The 21,157-nt window shown below is 48.6% G+C and carries 20 protein-coding genes; 16 read left to right on the top strand and 4 right to left on the bottom strand.

Annotation, left to right across the window (positions count from 1 at the left end):
• Positions 1–35: 35 nt before the first annotated feature.
• The 6 genes from yhbY to NSS79_RS08130 all read left to right on the top strand — a co-directional run bounded on the left by yhbY (position 36) and on the right by NSS79_RS08130 (position 3,652).
• Positions 36–329, top strand: coding sequence for a ribosome assembly RNA-binding protein YhbY (gene yhbY, locus NSS79_RS08105; RefSeq protein ID WP_038587894.1), 294 nt, complete (start codon positions 36–38; stop codon positions 327–329).
• Between the two features lie 75 nt (positions 330–404).
• Positions 405–1,007, top strand: coding sequence for a nicotinate-nucleotide adenylyltransferase (locus tag NSS79_RS08110; RefSeq protein ID WP_342438954.1), 603 nt, complete (start codon positions 405–407; stop codon positions 1,005–1,007).
• Complete coding sequence (gene yqeK, locus NSS79_RS08115; protein ID WP_342438955.1) at positions 979–1,554, top strand: bis(5'-nucleosyl)-tetraphosphatase (symmetrical) YqeK; 576 nt, start codon at positions 979–981, stop codon at positions 1,552–1,554. The genes NSS79_RS08110 and yqeK overlap by 29 nt, the downstream gene beginning before the upstream one ends.
• The gene (gene rsfS / locus NSS79_RS08120; RefSeq protein ID WP_038587902.1) at positions 1,554–1,901 is read left to right on the top strand and encodes a ribosome silencing factor; all 348 of its coding nucleotides are present in this window, start codon (positions 1,554–1,556) and stop codon (positions 1,899–1,901) included. The genes yqeK and rsfS overlap by 1 nt, the downstream gene beginning before the upstream one ends.
• Positions 1,898–2,830: a S1-like domain-containing RNA-binding protein gene (locus NSS79_RS08125; protein ID WP_342438956.1), complete on the top strand. Its 933-nt coding sequence runs from the start codon at positions 1,898–1,900 to the stop codon at positions 2,828–2,830. Before rsfS ends, NSS79_RS08125 begins: the two co-directional genes overlap by 4 nt.
• Positions 2,831–2,881: 51 nt before the next feature.
• A complete protein-coding gene (locus NSS79_RS08130) occupies positions 2,882–3,652 on the top strand; it encodes a class I SAM-dependent methyltransferase (protein WP_342438957.1) in 771 nt (256 codons plus the stop codon).
• Between the two features lie 115 nt (positions 3,653–3,767).
• Here the strand turns inward: NSS79_RS08130 and NSS79_RS08135 are convergent, their stop codons facing one another.
• Together NSS79_RS08135 and NSS79_RS08140 are read right to left on the bottom strand one after the other, a co-directional pair.
• Entirely contained in the window at positions 3,768–3,926 is a 159-nt protein-coding gene (locus NSS79_RS08135; protein WP_038587909.1) for a hypothetical protein, read from the bottom strand.
• Positions 3,927–4,070: 144 nt separating this feature from the next.
• On the bottom strand, positions 4,071–5,027 hold the full coding sequence (locus NSS79_RS08140; RefSeq protein WP_342438958.1) for a winged helix-turn-helix transcriptional regulator: 957 nt from the start codon (positions 5,025–5,027) through the stop codon (positions 4,071–4,073).
• Positions 5,028–5,380: 353 nt separating this feature from the next.
• Between NSS79_RS08140 and NSS79_RS08145 the strand changes: the two genes are divergently transcribed.
• From NSS79_RS08145 to NSS79_RS08170, 6 genes are all read left to right on the top strand, one after another.
• Positions 5,381–6,904: an alpha-N-arabinofuranosidase gene (locus NSS79_RS08145; protein WP_342440324.1), complete on the top strand. Its 1,524-nt coding sequence runs from the start codon at positions 5,381–5,383 to the stop codon at positions 6,902–6,904.
• 95 nt (positions 6,905–6,999) lie between these two features.
• A complete protein-coding gene (locus NSS79_RS08150) occupies positions 7,000–8,244 on the top strand; it encodes an extracellular solute-binding protein (RefSeq protein WP_342438959.1) in 1,245 nt (414 codons plus the stop codon).
• A gap of 82 nt (positions 8,245–8,326) precedes the next feature.
• A complete protein-coding gene (locus NSS79_RS08155; protein ID WP_342438960.1) occupies positions 8,327–9,205 on the top strand; it encodes a sugar ABC transporter permease in 879 nt (292 codons plus the stop codon).
• Between the two features lie 78 nt (positions 9,206–9,283).
• Positions 9,284–10,174 (top strand): carbohydrate ABC transporter permease, encoded by an 891-nt coding sequence (locus tag NSS79_RS08160; protein WP_144024305.1) that lies wholly within the window; start codon positions 9,284–9,286, stop codon positions 10,172–10,174.
• Between the two features lie 32 nt (positions 10,175–10,206).
• On the top strand, positions 10,207–11,685 hold the full coding sequence (locus NSS79_RS08165; protein WP_342438961.1) for an alpha-N-arabinofuranosidase: 1,479 nt from the start codon (positions 10,207–10,209) through the stop codon (positions 11,683–11,685).
• 55 nt (positions 11,686–11,740) lie between these two features.
• The gene (locus tag NSS79_RS08170) at positions 11,741–12,703 is read left to right on the top strand and encodes a family 43 glycosylhydrolase (protein ID WP_342438962.1); all 963 of its coding nucleotides are present in this window, start codon (positions 11,741–11,743) and stop codon (positions 12,701–12,703) included.
• An 89-nt stretch (positions 12,704–12,792) separates the two neighbouring features.
• Here the strand turns inward: NSS79_RS08170 and NSS79_RS08175 are convergent, their stop codons facing one another.
• Positions 12,793–13,680 (bottom strand): AraC family transcriptional regulator, encoded by an 888-nt coding sequence (locus tag NSS79_RS08175; protein ID WP_342438963.1) that lies wholly within the window; start codon positions 13,678–13,680, stop codon positions 12,793–12,795.
• A 365-nt stretch (positions 13,681–14,045) separates the two neighbouring features.
• Here NSS79_RS08175 and NSS79_RS08180 point away from each other — a divergent pair, with 365 nt between their 5' ends.
• From NSS79_RS08180 to NSS79_RS08190, 3 genes are all read left to right on the top strand, one after another.
• A complete protein-coding gene (locus NSS79_RS08180; protein WP_342438964.1) occupies positions 14,046–15,674 on the top strand; it encodes an extracellular solute-binding protein in 1,629 nt (542 codons plus the stop codon).
• Between the two features lie 102 nt (positions 15,675–15,776).
• Positions 15,777–16,700: an ABC transporter permease subunit gene (locus tag NSS79_RS08185; protein ID WP_342438965.1), complete on the top strand. Its 924-nt coding sequence runs from the start codon at positions 15,777–15,779 to the stop codon at positions 16,698–16,700.
• A 28-nt stretch (positions 16,701–16,728) separates the two neighbouring features.
• A complete protein-coding gene (locus NSS79_RS08190; protein WP_038587935.1) occupies positions 16,729–17,631 on the top strand; it encodes a carbohydrate ABC transporter permease in 903 nt (300 codons plus the stop codon).
• A 125-nt stretch (positions 17,632–17,756) separates the two neighbouring features.
• Here NSS79_RS08190 and NSS79_RS08195 read toward each other — a convergent pair whose 3' ends face one another.
• On the bottom strand, positions 17,757–20,342 hold the full coding sequence (locus NSS79_RS08195) for a beta-L-arabinofuranosidase domain-containing protein (RefSeq protein ID WP_342438966.1): 2,586 nt from the start codon (positions 20,340–20,342) through the stop codon (positions 17,757–17,759).
• A gap of 281 nt (positions 20,343–20,623) precedes the next feature.
• Here NSS79_RS08195 and NSS79_RS08200 point away from each other — a divergent pair, with 281 nt between their 5' ends.
• Positions 20,624–20,977, top strand: a complete 354-nt coding sequence (locus NSS79_RS08200; RefSeq protein WP_054941127.1) for a hypothetical protein — start codon at positions 20,624–20,626, stop codon at positions 20,975–20,977.
• The last annotated feature ends 180 nt before the right edge of the window (positions 20,978–21,157 follow it).

Raw genomic sequence — 21,157 nt, forward strand, 5'->3', positions numbered from 1 at the left:
TAATAATATATGTTAATTAAGGGGTTTGTTCATTTATGTTAACTGGAAAACAAAAACGCTATCTCCGCTCTTTGGCTCATCATCTTGACGCTGTCTTTCAGGTCGGCAAAGGCGGTGTGAACGACCACCTGGTCCGTCACATTGAAGAAGCTATTGAAAAACGCGAGCTGATGAAGATCAGCGTGCTTAACAATAATGCGGATGACCCGAAGGAAATCGGTGCAGCTCTGGCTGAGCAGTCCGGCTCTGAGCTGGTGCAGGTTATCGGCAAAACCATCGTTCTTTACAAAGAGTCACGCGACAACAAAACGATTGAGCTTCCACGCTAGAAAAGCTGCGCCTTGCGGCTGCCTTGCAGTCACATGGAGTCATTTCGCAGGAAGATAAGAGGAGGTAGGCCTCTCTTGAAAATTGGAATAATGGGAGGAACCTTTGATCCTCTTCACATAGGACATATGATGGCGGCGGAAGCTGCGAGGGACACCTATTTCCTGGAAGAGGTCTGGTTTATGCCTTCGCATATCCCGCCCCATAAACATGAAGCCGGAGCTTCGGGTACAGACCGGCTGGCGATGGTGCAGTGTGCGGTCGAGGACAATGAGTCTTTTCGCACGCTGGATTGGGAAGTCCTCAGAGGCGGCGTTTCCTATACATTGGAGACCGTGCGCAGCCTGCAGCAGGAATACCCGGACCATGAGTTTTATTTCATCATCGGTGCGGATATGGTGCAATATTTGCCGAAATGGCAGGGGATTGAAGAACTTGTGCAGCGTCTGACCTTTATCGGTGTGGGCCGTCCTGGCACTCCGCTGGATCTGGCAGCGCTGCCCGGCTATATCGCCGACAAGGTGCTGCTGGCGGACATGCCGCTGGTGGATATTTCGTCCACGATGCTCCGGGCGCGCTCCGCTGAAGGGAAATCAATCCGTTATATGGTACCGGACAAGGTTTTCGATTATGTGCAAAGGAGTGGATTGTATGGCCTACAGCCGGGAAGCGCTGATTGAAGCGGTCTCTTCGCAGATGCCTGATAAGCGCTGGCAGCATACCCTTGGCGTAATGGAGTCCTCAGTGAAGCTGGCTGAGCGTTATGGTGCCGATCCTGCCCGTGCGGAGACAGCGGCGATTCTGCATGATGTGGCCAAATATTGGCCTGTGGAGAGAATGAAGGAAATTATGGAGCAGAATGGTCTGCCCTCCGAGCTGTTATCCTACGATAAGCAGCTGTGGCATGCGGAAGTGGGGGCATTTGTAGCGGAACGGGATTATGAAATTACCGATGCAGAAGTGCTGGGAGCCATACGCTATCATACTTCGGGCCGTGAAGGCATGAGCCTGCTGGAGAAGATTGTCTGCCTGGCCGATTATATCGAGCCCGGACGGGATTTTCCCGGTGTGGACGAAATCCGCAGGCTTTCCAAAATAAGTCTGGAGGAAGGGCTGATAGCCGGATTTGATTCAACGATCAGCCTGCTGCTGCAGAAGCGCCGGATTGTGTTTCCGTTAACGGTGCTGGCGCGTAATGATTTAGTAAGAATACTGGAGGATAAATAATGAGTGTACAATCAAGCAAGCTGCTAGAACTGACTTTAAAAGCTGTGGAAGATAAAAAAGCGATGAATGTTGTCGCGCTGGATCTGCGCAATGTTTCCCCAATCAGTGATTATTTCGTGATCTGTCACGGTAATTCCGATACCCAGGTGCAGGCGATTGCCACCGAAGTACGCAAGGTTGTTCATGAAGCAGGCGGTATGATCCGCGGAATCGAAGGCATGGACGCAGCACGCTGGGTTTTGATGGATCTTGGTGATGTCGTTGTGCATGTGTTCCACCGCGATGAACGCGAATATTACAACATTGAGCGCCTGTGGTCTGACGCCAAGATTGTGGAGAACGTATGAGTCTGATTGCCGGAACTGTAGTTAAACTGGATGTACTCCGGGAAGTATCGCCTTACGGCTACTTCCTGGGTGCCGGTGATCAGGATGTTATGCTGCATTATACGGAACTTGTCGGCAGCAAGCCCAAGCCGGGCGATAAAGTGGAAGTATTCATCTTCTTCGATACGGAAGACCGGCTCGCGGCAACAATGAAGAAGCCTTTTCTGACACTTGGTGAAATGGCATTGCTGGAAGTCGCAGATATTCATCCCCGTCTCGGCTGCTTTCTGGAAATGGGACTTGGCCGCCAGCTCCTGCTGCCGATCCGCGAGCTTCCTGAACTGATCGAGCTGCGCCCGCAGGTTGGTGACAAAGTATTTGTCATGATGGAGCACGATAAGCAGGGGCGTCTCCGTGCCAAGCTGGCCGGTGAACAGGAGCTTGCTCCGCTGGCACTTCCTGCACCAACCTCATGGATGGGGCAAATGGTGACCGCAAGAGTGTACAAACCGCTGCAAATGGGCACCTTCGTGCTTGTGGACGGCGGAGTGCTGGGCTTCGGCATTATCGGAATGGTTCATTCCTCGGAACGCAGCCGTCTGCTGCGTCTGGGCGAGCAGTTTGAAGCCCGGGTCTCACATATCCGCGAGGATGGCCGGGTCAACCTTTCCATGACCCACCGCAAGGAAGTGGGACGTGATGTGGATTCCGCTGCTTTGCTGGACTTTCTGAATTCCCGACCGGGCGGTGCCATGCCGTATTCGGATTCCACGCCTCCGGATATTATCAAGCAGCGCTTCGGCATCAGCAAGTCGGCCTTCAAACGGGCGATGGGCAAGCTGATGAAGGAAGGCCTCATTACCCAGAAGGAGAATTGGACCTACCTTGCAGGCAAGGAAGACACAGCTCCGGATGAGAATCAGGGCGATGAAGGAACAACGGAGAATTAAGCGGTTGTGACAGCATTTGATTACAGGTAATTATAGAAAGCGGTGTGCGCAGTGTCTTCCTATGGGAAATTTGCATATGTATACGACGAGCTTATGGCCGATATGCCATATCCGGATTGGCTGGAGTTTGCGGAAACCGCCTGGAAGCTGCACGGAAAGCCGCTCACCGTGGCTGAACTCGGCTGCGGAACCGGCAGCATTACCATTCCGCTTGCCGCATCAGGGTATCATATGACGGGCATTGACCTCTCTTCCGACATGCTGTCTGTGGCGCAAAAGAAGCTGGAGGAGCATCCGCAGGGCCGCAGGTTGTTGCGGGAGGGCAGTGTGCGCTGGGTAAGGCAAAATATGAAGGAATGGGAGCTGCCGGAACCGGTGGATTCCGTTATTTCTTTCTGTGATTGCCTCAACTATGTGCTGGAAGAGCAGGACATTCAGGCGGTTTTCGCCAGTACCTTTGCCGGTCTTAAGCCGGGAGGAACCTTCCTGTTTGACGTGCATCATCCCAATACATTGATCCGTTACGAGGAAGAGCAGCCCTTTTTCATGAATGAGCCCTCCATATCGTATATTTGGACCAGTGAGCTGGATGTGCCGCGGCGGGAAATTGAGCATCATCTGTCTATCTTTGTTCGTGAAGAGGAACGGGGTGATCTTTACCGCCGCTTTGAGGAGACGCATGTGCAGCGGGCTTATGATCCGGAGTGGATGACAGCGGAACTGCTGAAAGCCGGGTTCAGTGATGTGAAGACCTATGCCGACTTCGAATGGGTAGAGGCGGATGACAGTGCCCAGCGGCTGTTTTATGTAGCAGTGAAATAAATCATATGCTTATGTGGGTCCTTGCCCGGAGGGTAAGGGCCTTTTTGCGTCTAATCCGATTGTTCCAATAAGGAACCGGCCCGTACTTAGGCAAGGGCCGGCATCTTCCAACCTTTTACCGGTGCTCAAACAAATCGATCGCGCCTAAGACAATATGCGCCAGACCAAAGCCAAGCACGCCGGTTGCGGCCAGCTTGTATTTGCTTCCCAGAAAAGCTGCGCCGGAAGCGGAGACTACGGTACCAAGAACGGCAGGGATCAGACCTTCACGCATATGAAACACTCCTTCTCGGTGGTATGGGAGACATCGTTTAGTGTGGGTTAAGCCGATGACAATTATACAGGCAGGAAATGTTTCACATAGACATGAAAAAAAGACCATCTTCTGGGCTAGCCGCCTGGGATGGTCCTTGTGTGATTACTCGGTTGTTGTCATGGAAACAGAGCTGCCAACTTCTTCAACCTCATGTACATTATAAAGCACCCGCGCCATCAGATCCTGGCTGTAATTGCCGAAATGCTTGCCGTAAATGGTCAGTCCGCGTTTGTTGACCGGCTTGTCGGTAACGGCAATGCGGAAGGTCAGCTCGCTTTTGTAGTCCAGCTTAATATCATCAAGGGTAATGTCCGAAATGCGGCAGCCGTCGATAAAGCTTCCTTCATTGTTGATCCGGATCAGTTTGAGCATGCCGTATTGATTCAGGTGAGGAGGCCACCAGTCTGGATTAAAGGTACCGCGCTGATCCCCGAAGTCTCCGGGACTGGTCCAGTAACCGATTTCGATGCCGTTTACATAAAAGTAGAGGTCTGAAGGATAGTTATCGCTGAAACCGGGAGCCTCCGAGCCAATTTCCATGGAGAACTGAATTTCACGGAAGGTCTGATTGGCCTTAAGATAGTTCGGAATGCGGTATTCCAGGAATCCTTCAGCCATCCAGATAATCTCCGAATCAATCCGCTGGGGATCAGCGAAATAGCGCGGCTCGTCGAAGTCACCGATAATGCTGTCCTTGGTGGCCAGCCCGCAGGTAGGAACAGCCTGATAGTTGCTGTAATGGCCAACCTGAATCTCAACTTCATAAAGGTTGTCGACATCCTTGCTGCGTAGATCAACCATCAGCTTATCTTTATTAAGGTAACAGACTTTCTGAATGCCATGTTTGCCTACAGAAGTATTAATTTCGATCAGGCCGCTTTCTTCCAGCTTCTTGATATGCATCGTGATGGCGCCATTGCTGAGATTCAGCTTCTTGGCGATTTCATTCAGGTTGAGTGCCTGATTGGTGGCAAGCAGCTCAAGGATCTGGATGCGAATCTCGGAGCTCAGTGCCTTGAAAATATCAATGCCACTCATTAAATCTTTAATATAAATCATTGTACAATACCTTCCTCCGCGGACGTCATGAAAGACTATTTTATAAAATTATAAACTAATTGAGGTAAAAAGGAAAGACTTCTTCCTTTATTTGTGTAATACAATTAAATTTAAGTCATTTTTTAAGCTAATAAGTCCTTTGATTCATATATTTATAAAGATACTTTAGTGAAATGAGATGAAAAAGACCTATTATTTTCTGAAAACAGCCTTAAACTCATTTTGTTTTGAATACATATAAAAAGGTTTATACTTTTATGTTTACATGAAGGCTTATATATGTTATTTTATATCTGTAAGCGAATACATTCAAATGTTTTTTAATTAATTAATAAAAACGTGAAATGGAAGTGATGAGATTGTCGGCAGACACATTAAGAGCGACGCTTATCGCCGATAAGTCCTTTGTTATCGCTGAAGTGGATAAACGGATTTACGGCTCCTTTATTGAACATTTAGGCCGTGCAGTATATGGCGGAATTTATGAGCCTGGTCATCCCAGCTCCAATTCTCTTGGCTTCAGAGGTGATGTGAAATCACTTGTCCAGGAACTGGGTGTGCCGATTATCCGTTATCCCGGAGGGAATTTTGTATCCGGCTACAATTGGGAAGATGGCGTAGGTCCGGTAGAACAGCGTCCGAAGCGGCTGGAGCTGGCCTGGAGAACTATTGAACCTAATGAGGTAGGTACAAATGAATTCATGAGCTGGGCTAAGGAAGTAGGCTCAGAGGTGATGATGGCTGTCAATTTGGGTACGAGAGGTATTGATGCCGCACGTAACTTGCTGGAGTACTGCAATCATCCCGGCGGAACCTACTGGAGTGATTTGCGCCGCAATCATGGCGTGGAGCAGCCGCATAAGATCAGAACCTGGTGCCTCGGCAATGAAATGGATGGACCCTGGCAGATCGGCCAGAAGACAGCTGCCGAATATGGCAGACTGGCTTATGAAACCGGCAAGGCGATGCGTCTGGTAGATCCAGAGATAGAGCTGGTTTCCTGTGGAAGCTCAAGCTCAGCGATGCCGACTTTTCCTGAATGGGAAGCGGTAACTCTAGAACATACTTATGATGTTGCCGATTATGTTTCCCTTCATCAATATTATGGAAACCGGGACAACGATTCTGCCAATTTCCTGGCACGCAGCATGGACCTGGAGCATTTCATCCGCACCGTAACGGCCACCTGCGATTACATCAAAGCCAAGAAGCGCAGCAAGAAAACGATGTATCTCAGCTTTGACGAATGGAATGTCTGGTACCACTCCAATGAGTCGGATACGAAGATTGAGCCTTGGACAGTAGGTCCGCCTCAGCTTGAGGATCATTATAATTTTGAAGATGCCCTGCTGATCGGCAGTATGCTCATTACCTTCCTCAGACATGCGGACCGTGTGAAGATGGCTTGTCTGGCACAGCTTGTAAACGTAATTGCGCCTATTATGACAGAAGCGGGTGGAGCAGCCTGGAAGCAGACAATCTTCTATCCATACCTGCATACCTCCAAATACGGGCGCGGCGTTTCGCTTCAGCCGATTGTCAATTCGCCGAAATATGACGCTCAGGACTATACCGATGTTCCTTATCTCGACAGTGCCCTTGTGTATAATGAGGAAGCCGATGAGCTTACGATCTTCGCCATTAACCGGCATTTGGAAGAAGCACTGCATTTAAAATGCGATGTGCGCGGATTTGAGGGCTACCGGTTAATCGAACATATTGAGCTCCATCACGAGGATCTGAAAGCGGTTAATACAGCCAAGGAAGAACATGTGAAACCAAGACAAGCAACCGGAACCGAATGCAAGGATGGTTTTGTAGAGACTATGCTGTCCAAGGCCTCATGGAATGTGATTCGTTTAGGCAAGGTGAACTGATTTTGGGTTCCCTGGCAGGCAACAAACTGAGTTCATTGTTTGCAAAAACATTTTTGTAGATGATTTACTAATTTAATTATTAGGAGGAGAAAGTGTTGAAGAAAAAGTGGGGTTTTTCGGCATTAGCACTTGTTCTATCATTATCGACGGTATTGGCAGGCTGCGGGAAAGATGATTCAAAGACAATAACCTTCTGGACGCCGCTGACCGGTGATGACGGTGCCTATATGGACCAGCTTGTTAAAGATTACAATGCTACCAATCCAGAGATAAAGGTGAAGCATGTAATTACCGCGGATATGTATACCAAAATTTCGACGGTTCTGAACTCCGGCAAAGGCGTGCCTGACTTGGCCATTATCCACGCTGACCGTGTACCGGGTTATGTGAAGCAAGGAACACTGGAGCCAATGACTGCAGTAACAACTGCTCAGCCTGAAATTAAACAAGACAATTACCTGCCGCAAGCGTGGTCAACAGGTACAATAGATGGAACTCAATATACAGTGCCTCTCGATATTCACAGTAATGTTATGTACTACAATAAAGATTTGCTTAAGAAATATGGTGCGGAATCCTTCCTCGACGACAATGTGGTGACGATAGATGAAATGCTGTCGCTGAAAGGTAAATTGGCTGAAGGCGACTTTGTGGTCAACGATGCCCTGCTGGGCTGGGTTATCCTCGGGCAAGTTCAGAACCTTGGCGGAGATATCCAGGAGAATGGAAAACCTGCTGTAAACACACCGGTGATGAAACAAGCTTTTGAAAATGTTAAAAAGATCAACGATGCCGGTCTGATGACACCGTTTGGTGAAGACGGATACCTGATGTTCCAATCGGGCAATGTATTGTTCTCCACAGACGGCACTTGGAGCTCCACAGCGCATGCCGGAGTTGAAGGCCTCAATTTCGGAGTAACCAACGTATATTCCAGCACGGCTGACAAGTTCACGAACAGATCCTCTTCGCACTTGTTCTCCATGTTCAAGAATAAAGACAGATCTGAAGAAAAGGTAGCCGGAATCGGCAATTTCCTGGAGTTCATCCGTCAGAATTCCATTGAATGGGCCAAAGCCGGACAGACCGTAGCAAGTAAAAAAGTTATTGAGAGCCCTGAGTATAAGGATTACATGCAGTCCTTCTTTACTTCGAATGAGAAAGAGATTGAATCTCTCTACATCTACACTTATGAATACTACCCATATATTGCAGAAGCAGTGGATACGTATTGCGGAGATATCGTCCGCGGCAACGTAGATATTGATGAAACTCTTCAGACAATGCAGAAATTTGTAGAAGATAAAATCGCTGAAGGCACAAGCGGAGCAGCGAAGTAATAGAAGGAAGCGGAAATGATTGCATAAAGCAATGTGCCGGATTACGGCACATTGCTTTATGCCAAAGGAGAAAAGAATGCCTATGAAAAAGAAACTTAATTTGGCGCCTGTTTTCTTTGTAGGTCCACATGTCATCTTATTTGCTGTATTTATTTTACTGCCCACGATCTACGGGATTTACGCTTCCTTTACCAGATGGAATCTGATGAATGATCCGGTCTGGGTAGGTTTAGACAACTACAAGACCATTTTGTTTGACAACAGTTCCACCTTTCATACCCAATTTAACAACGGGCTTAAGAACACATTGATTTTTGTGCTGCTCAGTGTTCCGCTGTTGATTGTGATTCCGCTGCTTGTTGCCGTTGCACTGGAACATAAGAAAGTCAAAGGGAAAAGCCTGATCCAGTCCATCATCTACATTCCGGGCCTTATTTCCATATCTGCAGGCGCGCTGATTTGGCTGCTGCTCTTTAACAAGCAGCTCGGAATGGCGGGAAATGTGTTCGGCTCAGACGTATCCTGGCCGGCCAATCAGCCATATGCGTGGATTATCATTATTATTATTACAGTCTGGGGCGGCGTCGGGGGCAATATGATTATTTACCGTGCCTCCATAAGCGGTGTGGCACAGGATCTGTATGAATCGGCGGAAATAGACGGGGCAGGACCCGTCCGCAGATTTACGAGTATTACTTTGCCTTCCATTCGTTTTCCGCTCATCTATACCTTTGTCATGACTACTGCCGGAGCCTTTAACGTATTCGGGCAGCCGCTCATGATGACCGACGGCGGACCACGGCAGAGCACGCATGTACTCATGATGTATATTCGTCAACTGGCGTTCGGCAACGGGGAATCCATTGCGGGAATGGCATCGGCGATGGCGGTGTTGCTGGGACTAATAATCCTGGTCATCTCGGCTCTGCAATATTATGTGATGAACCGGAATGCAGCTTAACACTCGATAAGACAATGGACCAGCAATGGAAATTGAAAAGGCAGGTGTACCCGTATGTCAAACCAAGCGGCACAACAAATGGATAATAGTCCGCTTCTTAATGGACAAAACGCAGGGAAAAGAAAAGGTTCCGGCATCAGTATCTCTAAATATCTTTCCTATCTCTTCTTAATTATTCTCTGCATTATTTGGATCGTTCCTGTTATCTTCGGAATCACAACCTCCTTCCGGTCGCAAACCGAGGTGGTCAGCTCCGGGTTCAGAATGTTCCCGAAAGAGTGGATTTTTGACAACTATATTGCGATTTTGGAAAACACCTCTACCGCACCAATCTTGCGCTGGCTGATGAACTCACTGCTTATTGCCACAATGCATACTCTTTTGGTGGTTGTGGTAATCTCCATTACCGGTTACGGCTATTCGCGGATGAAATTTAAAGGCAGAGACACGCTCTTTTTCACCCTGCTCGGTATTTCGTTCTTCCCGGGCGTCGTGAATCTGATTCCTTCCTACAAAATTATTGATGCTCTGGGCTGGGTTAATACCTCCTGGGCAATGGTAATCCCCGGACTCGCGGGTATGGGGAATATCTTTTTGGTCAGACAGTTTATGAACGGTATTCCGAAGGAACTCGACGAATCGGCCCATGTCGATGGTGCGAGTCATTACAGAATTTACATGTCGATTATCGTGCCGCTGATCAAGCCGGTATTGATCGTGTGTGCCCTGTTCTCGTTCACCGGATCATGGAATGACTTCCTGTGGCCGGTAATCGTATTCACGGATGTTGACAAAATGCCGGTTACTGCCGGACTGTTGTTGCTGCAGGATATTTATGGAAATTACCGGATGATCGGACAGCTCATGGGTTCGGCGATTCTCGCTATTATTCCTACGCTGCTGCTGTTCGTGTTCGCGCAGAAATACTTTGTACAATCGATTAATTTGAATTCAGGGATAAAGGGCTAAATAAAAAAACATTAGCCAAGGAGAGAGAAACTATGACTGCAAAGCTTGTGATTCACGCTGACCTGCCCAAAAGCAAAATCAACAAAAATATATATGGGCATTTCGCAGAACATTTGGGCAGATGCATTTACGAAGGTCTGTGGGTAGGCGAGGATTCGCCGATTCCCAATACGGATGGCATCCGCAATGACGTCATCGAAGCGCTGAAGAAACTGGACATTCCGGTGCTGCGCTGGCCGGGTGGCTGTTTTGCTGATGAATATCACTGGAAAGACGGAATTGGACCGAGGGAAGGCCGCAAGCGGATGGTTAATACGCACTGGGGCGGTGTAGTGGAGAATAATCATTTCGGCACCCATGAATTTTTCCGCCTGTGTGAGCTGCTGGAATGCGAACCGTACATTTGCGGCAACGTAGGCAGCGGTACAGTTCAGGAAATGTCGGAATGGGTCGAGTATATGACCTTTGACGGCGAATCGCCTATGGCGGACTGGCGCAGGGAGAACGGAAGAGAACAGCCCTGGAAGCTTAAATACTTCGGTGTCGGCAATGAGAATTGGGGCTGCGGCGGCAATATGCGTCCCGAATATTATGCGGACCTGTACCGGCGCTATCAGACCTATTCCAGAAATTACGGGGATAACCGGCTGTACAAAATTGCCGGTGGAGCGAATGTGGACGACTACAACTGGACGGAAGTATTAATGCGGGAAGCCGGCCGTTTCATGGATGGCCTCAGCCTGCATTCCTATACCATTCCCGGCAGTTGGGAAGAGAAACGCCAGGCGCTCGGGTTCGACGAAGCTGAATGGTTCGAAACGATGCAGAAGTCACTTCATATGGATGAGCTCATTACCCGACATTCGGCCATTATGGATCAGTATGACCCGGAGAAGCGGGTAGGATTAATTATAGATGAGTGGGGGACCTGGTTCCTGAGCGAGCCCGGAACGAACCCGGGGTTCCTGTACCAGCAGAACACTTTGAGAGATGCGCTGGTAGCAGGCATCCATCTCAATATTTTTCAGAATCACAGCAGCCGGGTGCAGATGGCCAATATTGCGCAGATGGTAAATGTCCTGCAGGCGCTGGTCCTGACCGAAGGCGATAAATTACTGCTAACCCCTACGTATCATGTGTTTGAGATGTATAAGGTGCATCAGGATAATGAATTGCTCGAGGTTGCCTTTGAGAGTCCGCAATACACCAGCGGCGGGGTTGCTATTTCGCAGCTTAGCGTATCTGCTTCACGTGACGGGGAAGGCAAGATCTATGTGTCGATCTGCAACTTGAGCCATGAGGACGGTGCAACTCTCAGCTTTGGTATCGGTGGCGCAGCGCCAACCCGGGTAACCGGGCAAATTCTGACGCATACGGAGCTTGGTGCACATAACACGTTCCAGACGCCAGACAAGGTAGCGCCGTCTGTCTATGAAGCTGCAGCTTTGGAGGATGGACTGCTGAACTGTGTCCTTCCGCCTGCGTCTGTAGTTGTGCTTACTTTGGAGTAGAGAAGCAGCGAATTCATTCTTTATATTTACTGATCAGATCAAAGGAGAAACCATTATGAACACAAATAGAGAATACAGCAATCCGCTTGTGGAACAGCGCGCTGATCCATGGGTGTATAAACATGCTGATGGCTATTATTACTTCACCGCTTCCGTGCCGGAATATGACCGGATCGAGGTGCGCCGGTCAGAGACCATTGAAGGACTTACTGAAGCCGTGCCGGTTGTAGCCTGGCGGAAATATGAGACGGGACCGCTAAGCGCGAATATATGGGCACCTGAAATTCATTATATTGACGGGAAATGGTACATTTATTTCGCCGCTGCCCGCACAACCGAAACGAACGAGGGCTTGTTCGATCACCGTATGTTTGCCCTGGAGAACGAATCGGCCAATCCGCTCGAAGGCACATGGGTAGAGAAAGGCCAGGTAAAAACAGCCTGGGAGTCCTTTGCCCTGGACGCGACTACGTTCCAGCACAAGGGAGTGCTGTATTATGTATGGGCGCAGAAGGACCCTGAAATTCCAGGGAACTCCAACCTGTACATTTCCGAAATGAGCAACCCCTGGACCTTGACCGGCCCCCAGACCATGATTGCGACACCTGAGTATTCCTGGGAGAAAATTGGCTTCAGTGTAAATGAAGGCGCAGCGGTACTGAGACGCAACGGCCGCATATTCATGAGCTTCTCGGCCAGTGCTACCGATTACAATTACTGCATGGGCCTGCTGTATGCCGATGAAGACAGCGATCTTCTGGATGCTGCATCTTGGACTAAACATCCCGAGCCTGTGTTCAAGACCAGTGAAGAGAACGGACAATACGGTCCGGGACACAACAGCTTCACTGTGAATGAACAAGGTGAAGATGTGCTGATCTACCATGCCCGCAATTATAAAGAAATTACCGGCGATCCGCTTTATGACCCGAACCGTCATACCCGTGCACAGGTGCTGTATTGGAACGAAGACGGCACACCAAACTTCGGCCTGCCCGTGAAGGACAGCAGTAAGTAAGGTTCTGAACTGAGCAACTGCAAACCAACAAAGAGTCCAGGAATCTCCCGTATAACAATGGGGGCCTGGACTCTTTGCTGTTGGTATATTCACTCATAAAAAAGCAGCCGTTTGGCGTAGGCATTCCGGAAATCCGTGGGCGTTAAGCCTACGATCTTCTTGAAGGACTTCATGAAGTTATGACAGTCCTTGTAGCCAAGCTGCTGTGAGACCTCGCTTACATTCTGGTTGGTGTCCGACAGGAGGAATTTGGCCAGCTCCATCTTTTGCTGCAAAATATACTGCTTCAGGGAGATGCCCGAAATCCGGGTGAAGAGATGGGATAAATACTTTTCGTTATAACCGAAGTAGGTGGCGATCTGCGATACCTTAATATGCTCGCTTCTGCTCCACTTGATATAGTCCACGATGTCATTGTACAGCTGTTCCTGCTTGTTTTTTTTGGCAGGATTATGTTCACTGTGAAAGACCTGGTTGTACAGCTCGCACAAAATGACCGTGGACATATAGTTATTGAGTGTCTTTTGATTGTAGCCGCGGACCGAATCCTGAAGCTGCTTCATCATGACAATGATTTTCTCGAGACTTTTCAAGGTTCCATACTGGGGAAGCAGCAGTTTGTTGTCCTCCCTGTTTCGGGGATGGGTGGAGCTGTCGGTAATGCTGATCCCGTCCTGTGACTTGAAGTGAAGCCAGTAAAAGCTGCATTCCGAAGCCTTATATCCGTACTGTTTGGTAGAGGGGGGCAGAAGCAGATACTCTCCCTTGGAGACAACAAAATGCTGCTGGTCTCCCGCCAGGTACAACACCCCCTCGGTCATGACAATAAGCTCGTAATCCTGCAAAATTCTGCTTAAGTGAATCCAATCGGAGGAGGGGGCGATAAATTTTCCTGTGATCTCCAAATCGACCGGCGTATCTACGATCAGCTCGAAAGCAATCATCCGCTTGTCCCCTTTAATCTGACTTTTGTACACTCTTGCGTACTCTTATTATTAAGGAAAGCAGCCCCGAAGTAAAGCGCTTACCACTTAAAAATGTTTAGGTAATTGATAACCTTTTCACACATATTCGAACTTTAAACTATTTATCCAAATTTAAAACAAGCGTAAGCTAGAGATAACAAAACGACGTTCCAAAGGAAGGAGAAGGATGAAAAGGCTCATAAATCCGCTTAGATTCCCGGAGATTATGATCTCTATTTTTTAAACTGCATTTGAAAGCGGATACAATCTGATGATGTGTGTATTTGTATTTCAGTTTCATTTGGTTAATTTTAGATATTCATGAAGTATATCATCTTTTTCCTGCTACGATCGAACAGAAAAAGGGAGGATACAAAATGAGGAAATTTCTAGTGGGTCTGCTCGTGCTGGTGTTTAGCGCAGCAACGGTGTCCGGGTGCTCGGGCGGCAACAATACAAATACAAATACAGAGGCTGCCGGCGCAGGCAACACAGGCAAGAAGGTTAAGCTTACCGCCATCATGACCAAACATCCGTTAACTCAGGAATTCTCTAAAATGAAATGGCTGCAGGAAGCCCAAGAACGGGCCGGGGTTGAAATTGAGTGGCAGGAGGTCACGGCGGACTGGGATCAGAAAAAAGGTACGCTGCTGGCCAGCGGAGATATTCCTGACCTGATTGTAGGCGTCAACTCCATCACCGATGCCGATTTCTCGCAGTTCCCGGGGTTGTTCGAGGATATGACCGGGCTGATCAAAGAGTACGGCCCTAACGTGCAGGCCATGTTCGACGCCAAGCCGGAGACCAAGGTAATTGCTACACAGCTCGATGGTAAAATCTACGGCCTGCCTAAATATCAAAGATTCTGGCCGGAAACGACCACACGCCAGTTCATCAACCAAAAGTGGCTGGATAAGCTGGGACTGCAAATGCCGACCAACTGGGATGAATTATACGATGTGTTGAAAGCGTTCAAGGATGAAGATGCCAACGGAAACGGCGATCCGGGCGACGAAATTCCTATGGACTTTGCGCCTACAGGAACTGTAGCGTTTGGTGCTTTCATGCCTACGGTATTGCTGGGCAGCGAAGGTATTACACTGACGGACAACAGCGGGCTCGGCTATTTTGTGGAGGACGGACAGGTGAAGAACTTCTTCACGGATGAACGCTACAAAACGCTGGTAACTTTCCTGAATAAATGCTTCAGCGCAGGACTTATCAATCCTGAGGTGTTCACCCAGGACTATACCAAATTCCAATCCGTCGCCCGGGGCAACGGGGTCACGGCGGCTGTCGGCTTCACCTGGGGCTGGGAAGTGACCGACAGAGTCGGCAATGCGCTGGCTCCGCAGTATACTTCGATGTCACCTCTGAAAGTGTCAGCCGATTCAACCAGCAGGATTTCCTGGAGTTATGACTATAATTCGCTGAACTATGGGGTCAACACCGTGCAAATGTCCGCCAAATCCAAACACAAGGAAGCGGCCATGAAGTTCATTAATGAGCTGTATGATCCTACAGTAAGTATGCAGGTACTGTTCGGCTCGCTTGGCACTAACATTGGCGACAACGGGGACGGAACCTATACTATTTTGCCTCCTACAGACACGGCGATGGACCCGGGCACCTGGAAGTGGACCTCATCCTGGGCGGATAACGGGGCAATGTACATTGCGGATTCCCTGAAGCTGACGCTAGGGACGGATATGCAGTCCGTCGGTAAACAGACCGAACCGCTTAAGGCGGCCCTGGACGCCATCAACAAGGATACGGATGTGCTGCCAAGCATGTTTATCAAATACAGTGCAGCGGACAACAACGCGATGAGTCTTAACAATACGAGCATGATGTCTCTGGCCCTCTCGAAGTGGTCGCAATGGATCACCAAGGGCGGAATTGATTCGGAATGGGATGCTTATGTGAAAAACATTGAGAAGACCGGCGTCTCCAAAAATATCGAGATCATACAGAAATATTACGACGATTACAAGAGCAATCAATAAGCAGCAAGCGCAGACCCTAAGAGAAACTGAGTCCGGAAGAAGTTATGCTAGGGGACTTAAGGCATCCTTTCTTCCGGCTCCTTAATGGGAGTGATGGTTCTGATGAAATCGGCTCATAAAAAGCCTACCGTGGTGAATACCTTCAGACGGGATTATCAGCTGTGGATTATGATTTTTCCGGCAATCGTTGTGATCTTTATCTTCAACTACATTCCGATGTACGGTATCCAGCTGGCGTTCCGTGATTATGACTTCTCCAAGGGGCTGACGGGGGGCGCATGGAGAGGGCTGTTTTATTTCCGGCAGTTTTTCGACAGCTATATGTTTGCGGACCTGATGAAGAATACGATAGCCATCAGTCTGGCAACCGTGATCCTGAGTTTTCCCGCACCGATTATTCTTGCCCTGCTGATTAACCAGGTGCGCTGGAAGCGGGCGAAAAAAACGCTCCAGACGACCGTTTATCTGCCCCATTTTATCTCCATTGTCGTGATGGTGGGGCTGCTGAATGTGCTGCTCTCCCCGAACTCCGGGGTTATCGGCCATATCCTGAGTTCGATCGGTCTGGGTGATATCAATCTGCTGGGCTCAACCCAAACTTTTGTTCCCGTGTATGTGTTATCGGAGATTTGGCAGCATTGCGGCTGGAACAGCATCATTTATTTGGCCGCACTTTCCACGGTGGACCCGCAGCTCTACGACTCTTCCAAAATTGATGGAGCCAGCCGCTGGCAGACGATCAAGCATGTCGATATTCCGGCGCTGATCCCTACGATTATCATTTTATTCGTGCTTAGTATGGGGAACGTGCTTAGTACCGGCTTCGAGAAGGTTTTCCTGATGCAGAACGCCCTCAACCTTCCGGTATCTGAGGTCATTGCCACCTATGTCTACAAAATCGGGATTATCAGCAATCAGTTCAGCTATTCAGCGGCCATTGGCCTGTTCAATACCGTGATCAACTTTATTTTCTTGTATGCGATGAATCTGGTTGCCCGGAAATCCTCAGACATCAGCCTGTGGTAGCAGCACTTAGGGAAGGAGTGGAGTGTTCATGCAGCTTATTAACCAAAAGGGTAAAAAGTTGACGGATGTCCTCTTTGATGCCGTCGTATATGCAGTGTGCCTGCTTATCTTTCTGAGCATCGTGTACCCGCTGTATTTTGTAATTATCGCCTCCGTCAGTGACTCCACGCTGGTGTCGACGGGGCAGGTAACGATTTTCCCGAAAAATATCAGCTTCTTTGGCTATAGTGAAATCTTCAAGGACTCGCGGATTTGGACGGGGTACGGAAATACCCTGCTGTATACGGTTCTCGGAACGGCGGTGAACCTGCTGTTCACGCTGCCTGCGGCTTATGTGCTGTCCAGACAGGAATTCCGGGCCAGACGATTCCTGATGCTGACATTTGTAATCACCCTCTTTTTTAACGGCGGACTGATTCCGACTTATCTGTTGATGAAGGATCTGCATATGACCAATACGATGTGGGTCTTTATTTTTCCGTTTTGCGTGAACGTCTACAATTTGATCATTGCCCGTTCGTTCTTTGAGAATTCCATCCCCAAGGAGCTGTTCGAGGCTGCTTCCATGGACGGGTGCACGCATTTCAAATTTTTTCTTAAGGTAGCCTTGCCTTTGTCGAAGGCGGTAGTATCGGTCATCGGTCTATATTATCTGGTTGCACACTGGAATGATTTCTTCACTGGCCTGATTTACATCCGCAGCAACAACCTGCAGCCGCTGCAGATTGTGTTAAGAGATATCCTGCTGTCCAATCAGGTGTTCTCGCAAGGCGCAGGTGCGGGTGGTTCGGCCGGAGGTTATGCCCAGCAGTATGCGGATCAGGTCAAGTATGGGGTCATTATCGTTTCCACGCTGCCGATTCTGATTGTGTATCCGTTTATCCAGAAATATTTCGATAAAGGGGTCATGATCGGTTCAGTCAAAGGGTAATGATGTTGTCCAATTTCATGCTTGATTCATCCGGTCTCCACCCCTTATTACAAGGTAGATTATATGTGCAAGCAAAAATCCAGCCGCAACTGCGGCTGGATTTTTGCTTGGGATGGGGTTGAGCATTATTTCTTTAATACAGTAACCTTGTATTCTTGAACCGTGGAATGATCTTCCGCTTTGACAGTGAGGGTCAGTTCTGTACGGCTGTCTTCCAGTGCAATTTCCCTTGGTGACGTATCCTCGACCAGAATATCGCCCATATAGACCAGCGCGTTCTTGTGCTTCGGCACCGCCTTCATCTCAAGAAGCTCTGTCCCCTGCGGAACTGTCAGCGTGTAGGAAGTGGTATTGCTGCTGAACGGATCGGATAAGACCCCTCTGCTAAAGCTCAGCTCCTGCAGCCGGGCATCGGCGTCAAAGCCTGTCATCATACGCAGCAGGTCGAAGATGCCGTTCTCCTGACCCGGGATCACGAACTTGATTTCCGCTTCTGTCTTGTCCTGTACACTTGCGGCCGGGATGAGATACCGCTTGTTATAGAAGCTGCGCGGCTTATCCGTGTGCAGCGTCTCGCTGGCCAGCAGCTCGCCGTCCACATAAATAGCGATCTCCTTGCCGTTGCTGCCGGAGAAGTACGTAACGGACAAGTAGTTGTCGGTCTGCGGCACAAGCTTCAGTCTATAGCTGAACCAGCCGTTATTCTCCGATTTGCGGATGTTATATCCGTCCCAGGTGGCTACAGAGGTGTTCTCGCCTTGTATCCCATGCTCCAGCTCGTACTGGTCATTGCCGACCGGCAGGCTGTCGATGGTGGCATCCTGCACTCTCTGATGCAGCTTGGCCTGCAGAATATGGGCCTGCAGCTCCGCAGAGTCTGCTTCAACAAGGCGCCAATAGATTCCGTAACGTTCACTATGTTGCTTATAGTGAGGAGTGAATACCAGGCGCTTGTCTTCGTCAGTACCACGCAGGGCAAAGGCCAGGCCATCCTCCAGAGACTCAAAATGGTCAGCAAAACCGTTCAGCCATTCCTCAGGGCTGGCGTTAACCGTAGTAATGAAATCCTTGACCAGCATGTTTCGGGTCGGCACACTGACGGCTACTCCTGTCGCCGACTGTGACATATCGTCCTGTCCCAAGGCAGCGCTCAGCACCACCGGGCCATATTTGAAGGCAACCACATGCTGTGCATCCGGCAGGTTGAAATAGTTAAGCTTCATGGGCACTTTAAGCTTCAGGATATCCCTGTCCGCCCAAACCCTATCCAGTACGGCATACCCCTCTTCAGTCACAAAGCTGACGGGTTTTCCGTTCAGGCTCAGCACGGGTTCAGCGGCAATCCAGTCCGGCAGCCGCAGCTTGAGCGATAGAGCGATATCTTTATTCTGCAGGGTCTGCAACGTGAACTGCACGGTATCGCTGTACGGAAGGGCGGCGGTTTGCGTCAGCTTAAGGCCATGTTCTTCAGAAAGCAGCGTCGAGCTTAAATATTGGTTCACATAAATGCTGCCGGAATTGTGGAAGTAAATGCTGTCATTCAGCTTGGTGAAGCTCTCCATGCCCGTTCCGGTGCAGCACCAGAAATGCTCAAAGGGCGAGCTATATACCTTGAAGTAGCCTGTAGCCATCGGCTGAAAATACATCGTCATCCCGGTATCCGGGTGCTGTGAAGAGACAATCGCGTTTAAAAAGGTGTTTTCATAAAAATCGGCATATTTGACGTCACCGGTAATCTTAAACAACTCGCGCGAGAGCTTCAGCATATTGTAGCTGTTGCAGGTCTCCGCAGTGAAATTGGAGCGTTCCCGGTCCAGCATATCCGGATCGCCGAAATGCTCCCATTCGCTGTTGCCTCCGGTAATATAGCTATGGTGATGCACAACCATTTCCCAGAACTGTGCGGCAGCCTCCAGGTAAAATTGTTCGCTTGCGCCGAGCGCCAGATAGCGGTTCAAGGCCCCGAGGAATTTCGGAATGGTAGTATTGGCATGTTTGCCTTTGAGAATATCCTTGCCTTCACGGACCGGTGTGAATAAGGTCAGCTCATCGAATTGATGGGCTGCGCTCAAATGATGCTCATCTCCGGTAATTTTGTACAGCTCATACAGGCAATCGTTCATTCCCCCGTATTCCACGGATAAGACAATCTGCTGGATCCCGGGAGACCAGGAGGAGGTGCGGCGGTACACCCATTCGCCCAGTTTTGTTACAACGGCATAAGCTGTTTCATTTCCGGTGGCGGAGTAAACAGCTGTCAAACCGGAGATAATCTTGTGCATGGTGTACCAAGGTACCCAGGCGGGTTGTTTATTCTCCACATTGTCAAACAGCTGCTCGGAAAAAGCCGAAAGATATCCGCTCTCCAGCTGGCAGAGTGCAAGCTCCGAGACAATATACTTCAGTCTAAGGCCGATTTCATCATCTTTGGTGCTCTGATAAGCTTGGGCCAAGGCGGCAAGGTAATGCCCGAGCGTGTGGCCGCGAATCTCTGTATTTTCCCAGCCGGGATATTTATCGGCTTTGGGGGCCAGTCCCTTGTTCTCCCGGAAGCCTGCGAGCAGCCGGTCGGGATCGTAGCTTTTGAGATATTGGATTTCTTTAGCGGACGCATTCATGAAATAGGGATCGGTAATGCTGACCTGATCCATCCGGAAATCGTGTAGTACAGGTTTATTTGCCGCAGTGTGCGGTGTTGTTCCAACAGTCATATTTATCACCAATCCTATAATCTATAAAGTATGATACACGAAGCTTGATTCATAAATAAGCTTATAGGTATAGTGTTTTCGGGTAAATAGTACAACGTTCGAATATGTGTGAAAAGGTTAGATTTATTGGATGTCTAAGGGGAATAAAGTATTGGACTGTCGTTGCTTCATGAAGCTAACGGGCAGTTTAGATTTTTATGAAGAAAAGAGGTGTTTGTGGTATTATATGTAATTATGGGTTGTGAAATAAATGGATTATTTGAAAATGGGGGAGTCAAAATATGGAACGTAAAATTCAACTAATGGAAACCTACGTAAATATCGACTTTGGAAACTCACCCTTTTTAAAATTAGATAAAGGGTTGCAAATTCCATACTCTTCAATCACAGGAATAACAACAGGTAGACCGATACCAAATGCTTTTAAACTATATGGTGCTTTATTAGGAGGAATGAGAAATGGGTTATTTAGATCAAATGGTGGTTATCAACTGCACTTTTTTGAAAATGAGCTTGAAACTCTTCATTTAGATTTGAATAGCTTTAAAGTTGGTAAGTTCAAAATATCAAAGTTGATCATTGGTGTTGAAAATCCTGAAGAAATAAGTAAAAATATTTCCGAAAGAGTGAAGTGATAATTTGTTGATGAACTGTTCTTTTAACTACTATGAAAATTCATTGCGCCAAAGTGTGGAAAAAGGCAGCACTAAAGAAGACGCAACTCGTTCGTTTTTTTAAAGGGGAGAGCGCCTGAATAGCTTTTTATTGCAGCTTTATATAGATCAAGAGCCTTCTGGTTTAGTGATGGTAATGGA

This window comes from Paenibacillus sp. FSL L8-0436 (assembly GCF_038593025.1).
GTDB lineage: Bacteria > Bacillota > Bacilli > Paenibacillales > Paenibacillaceae > Paenibacillus_AQ.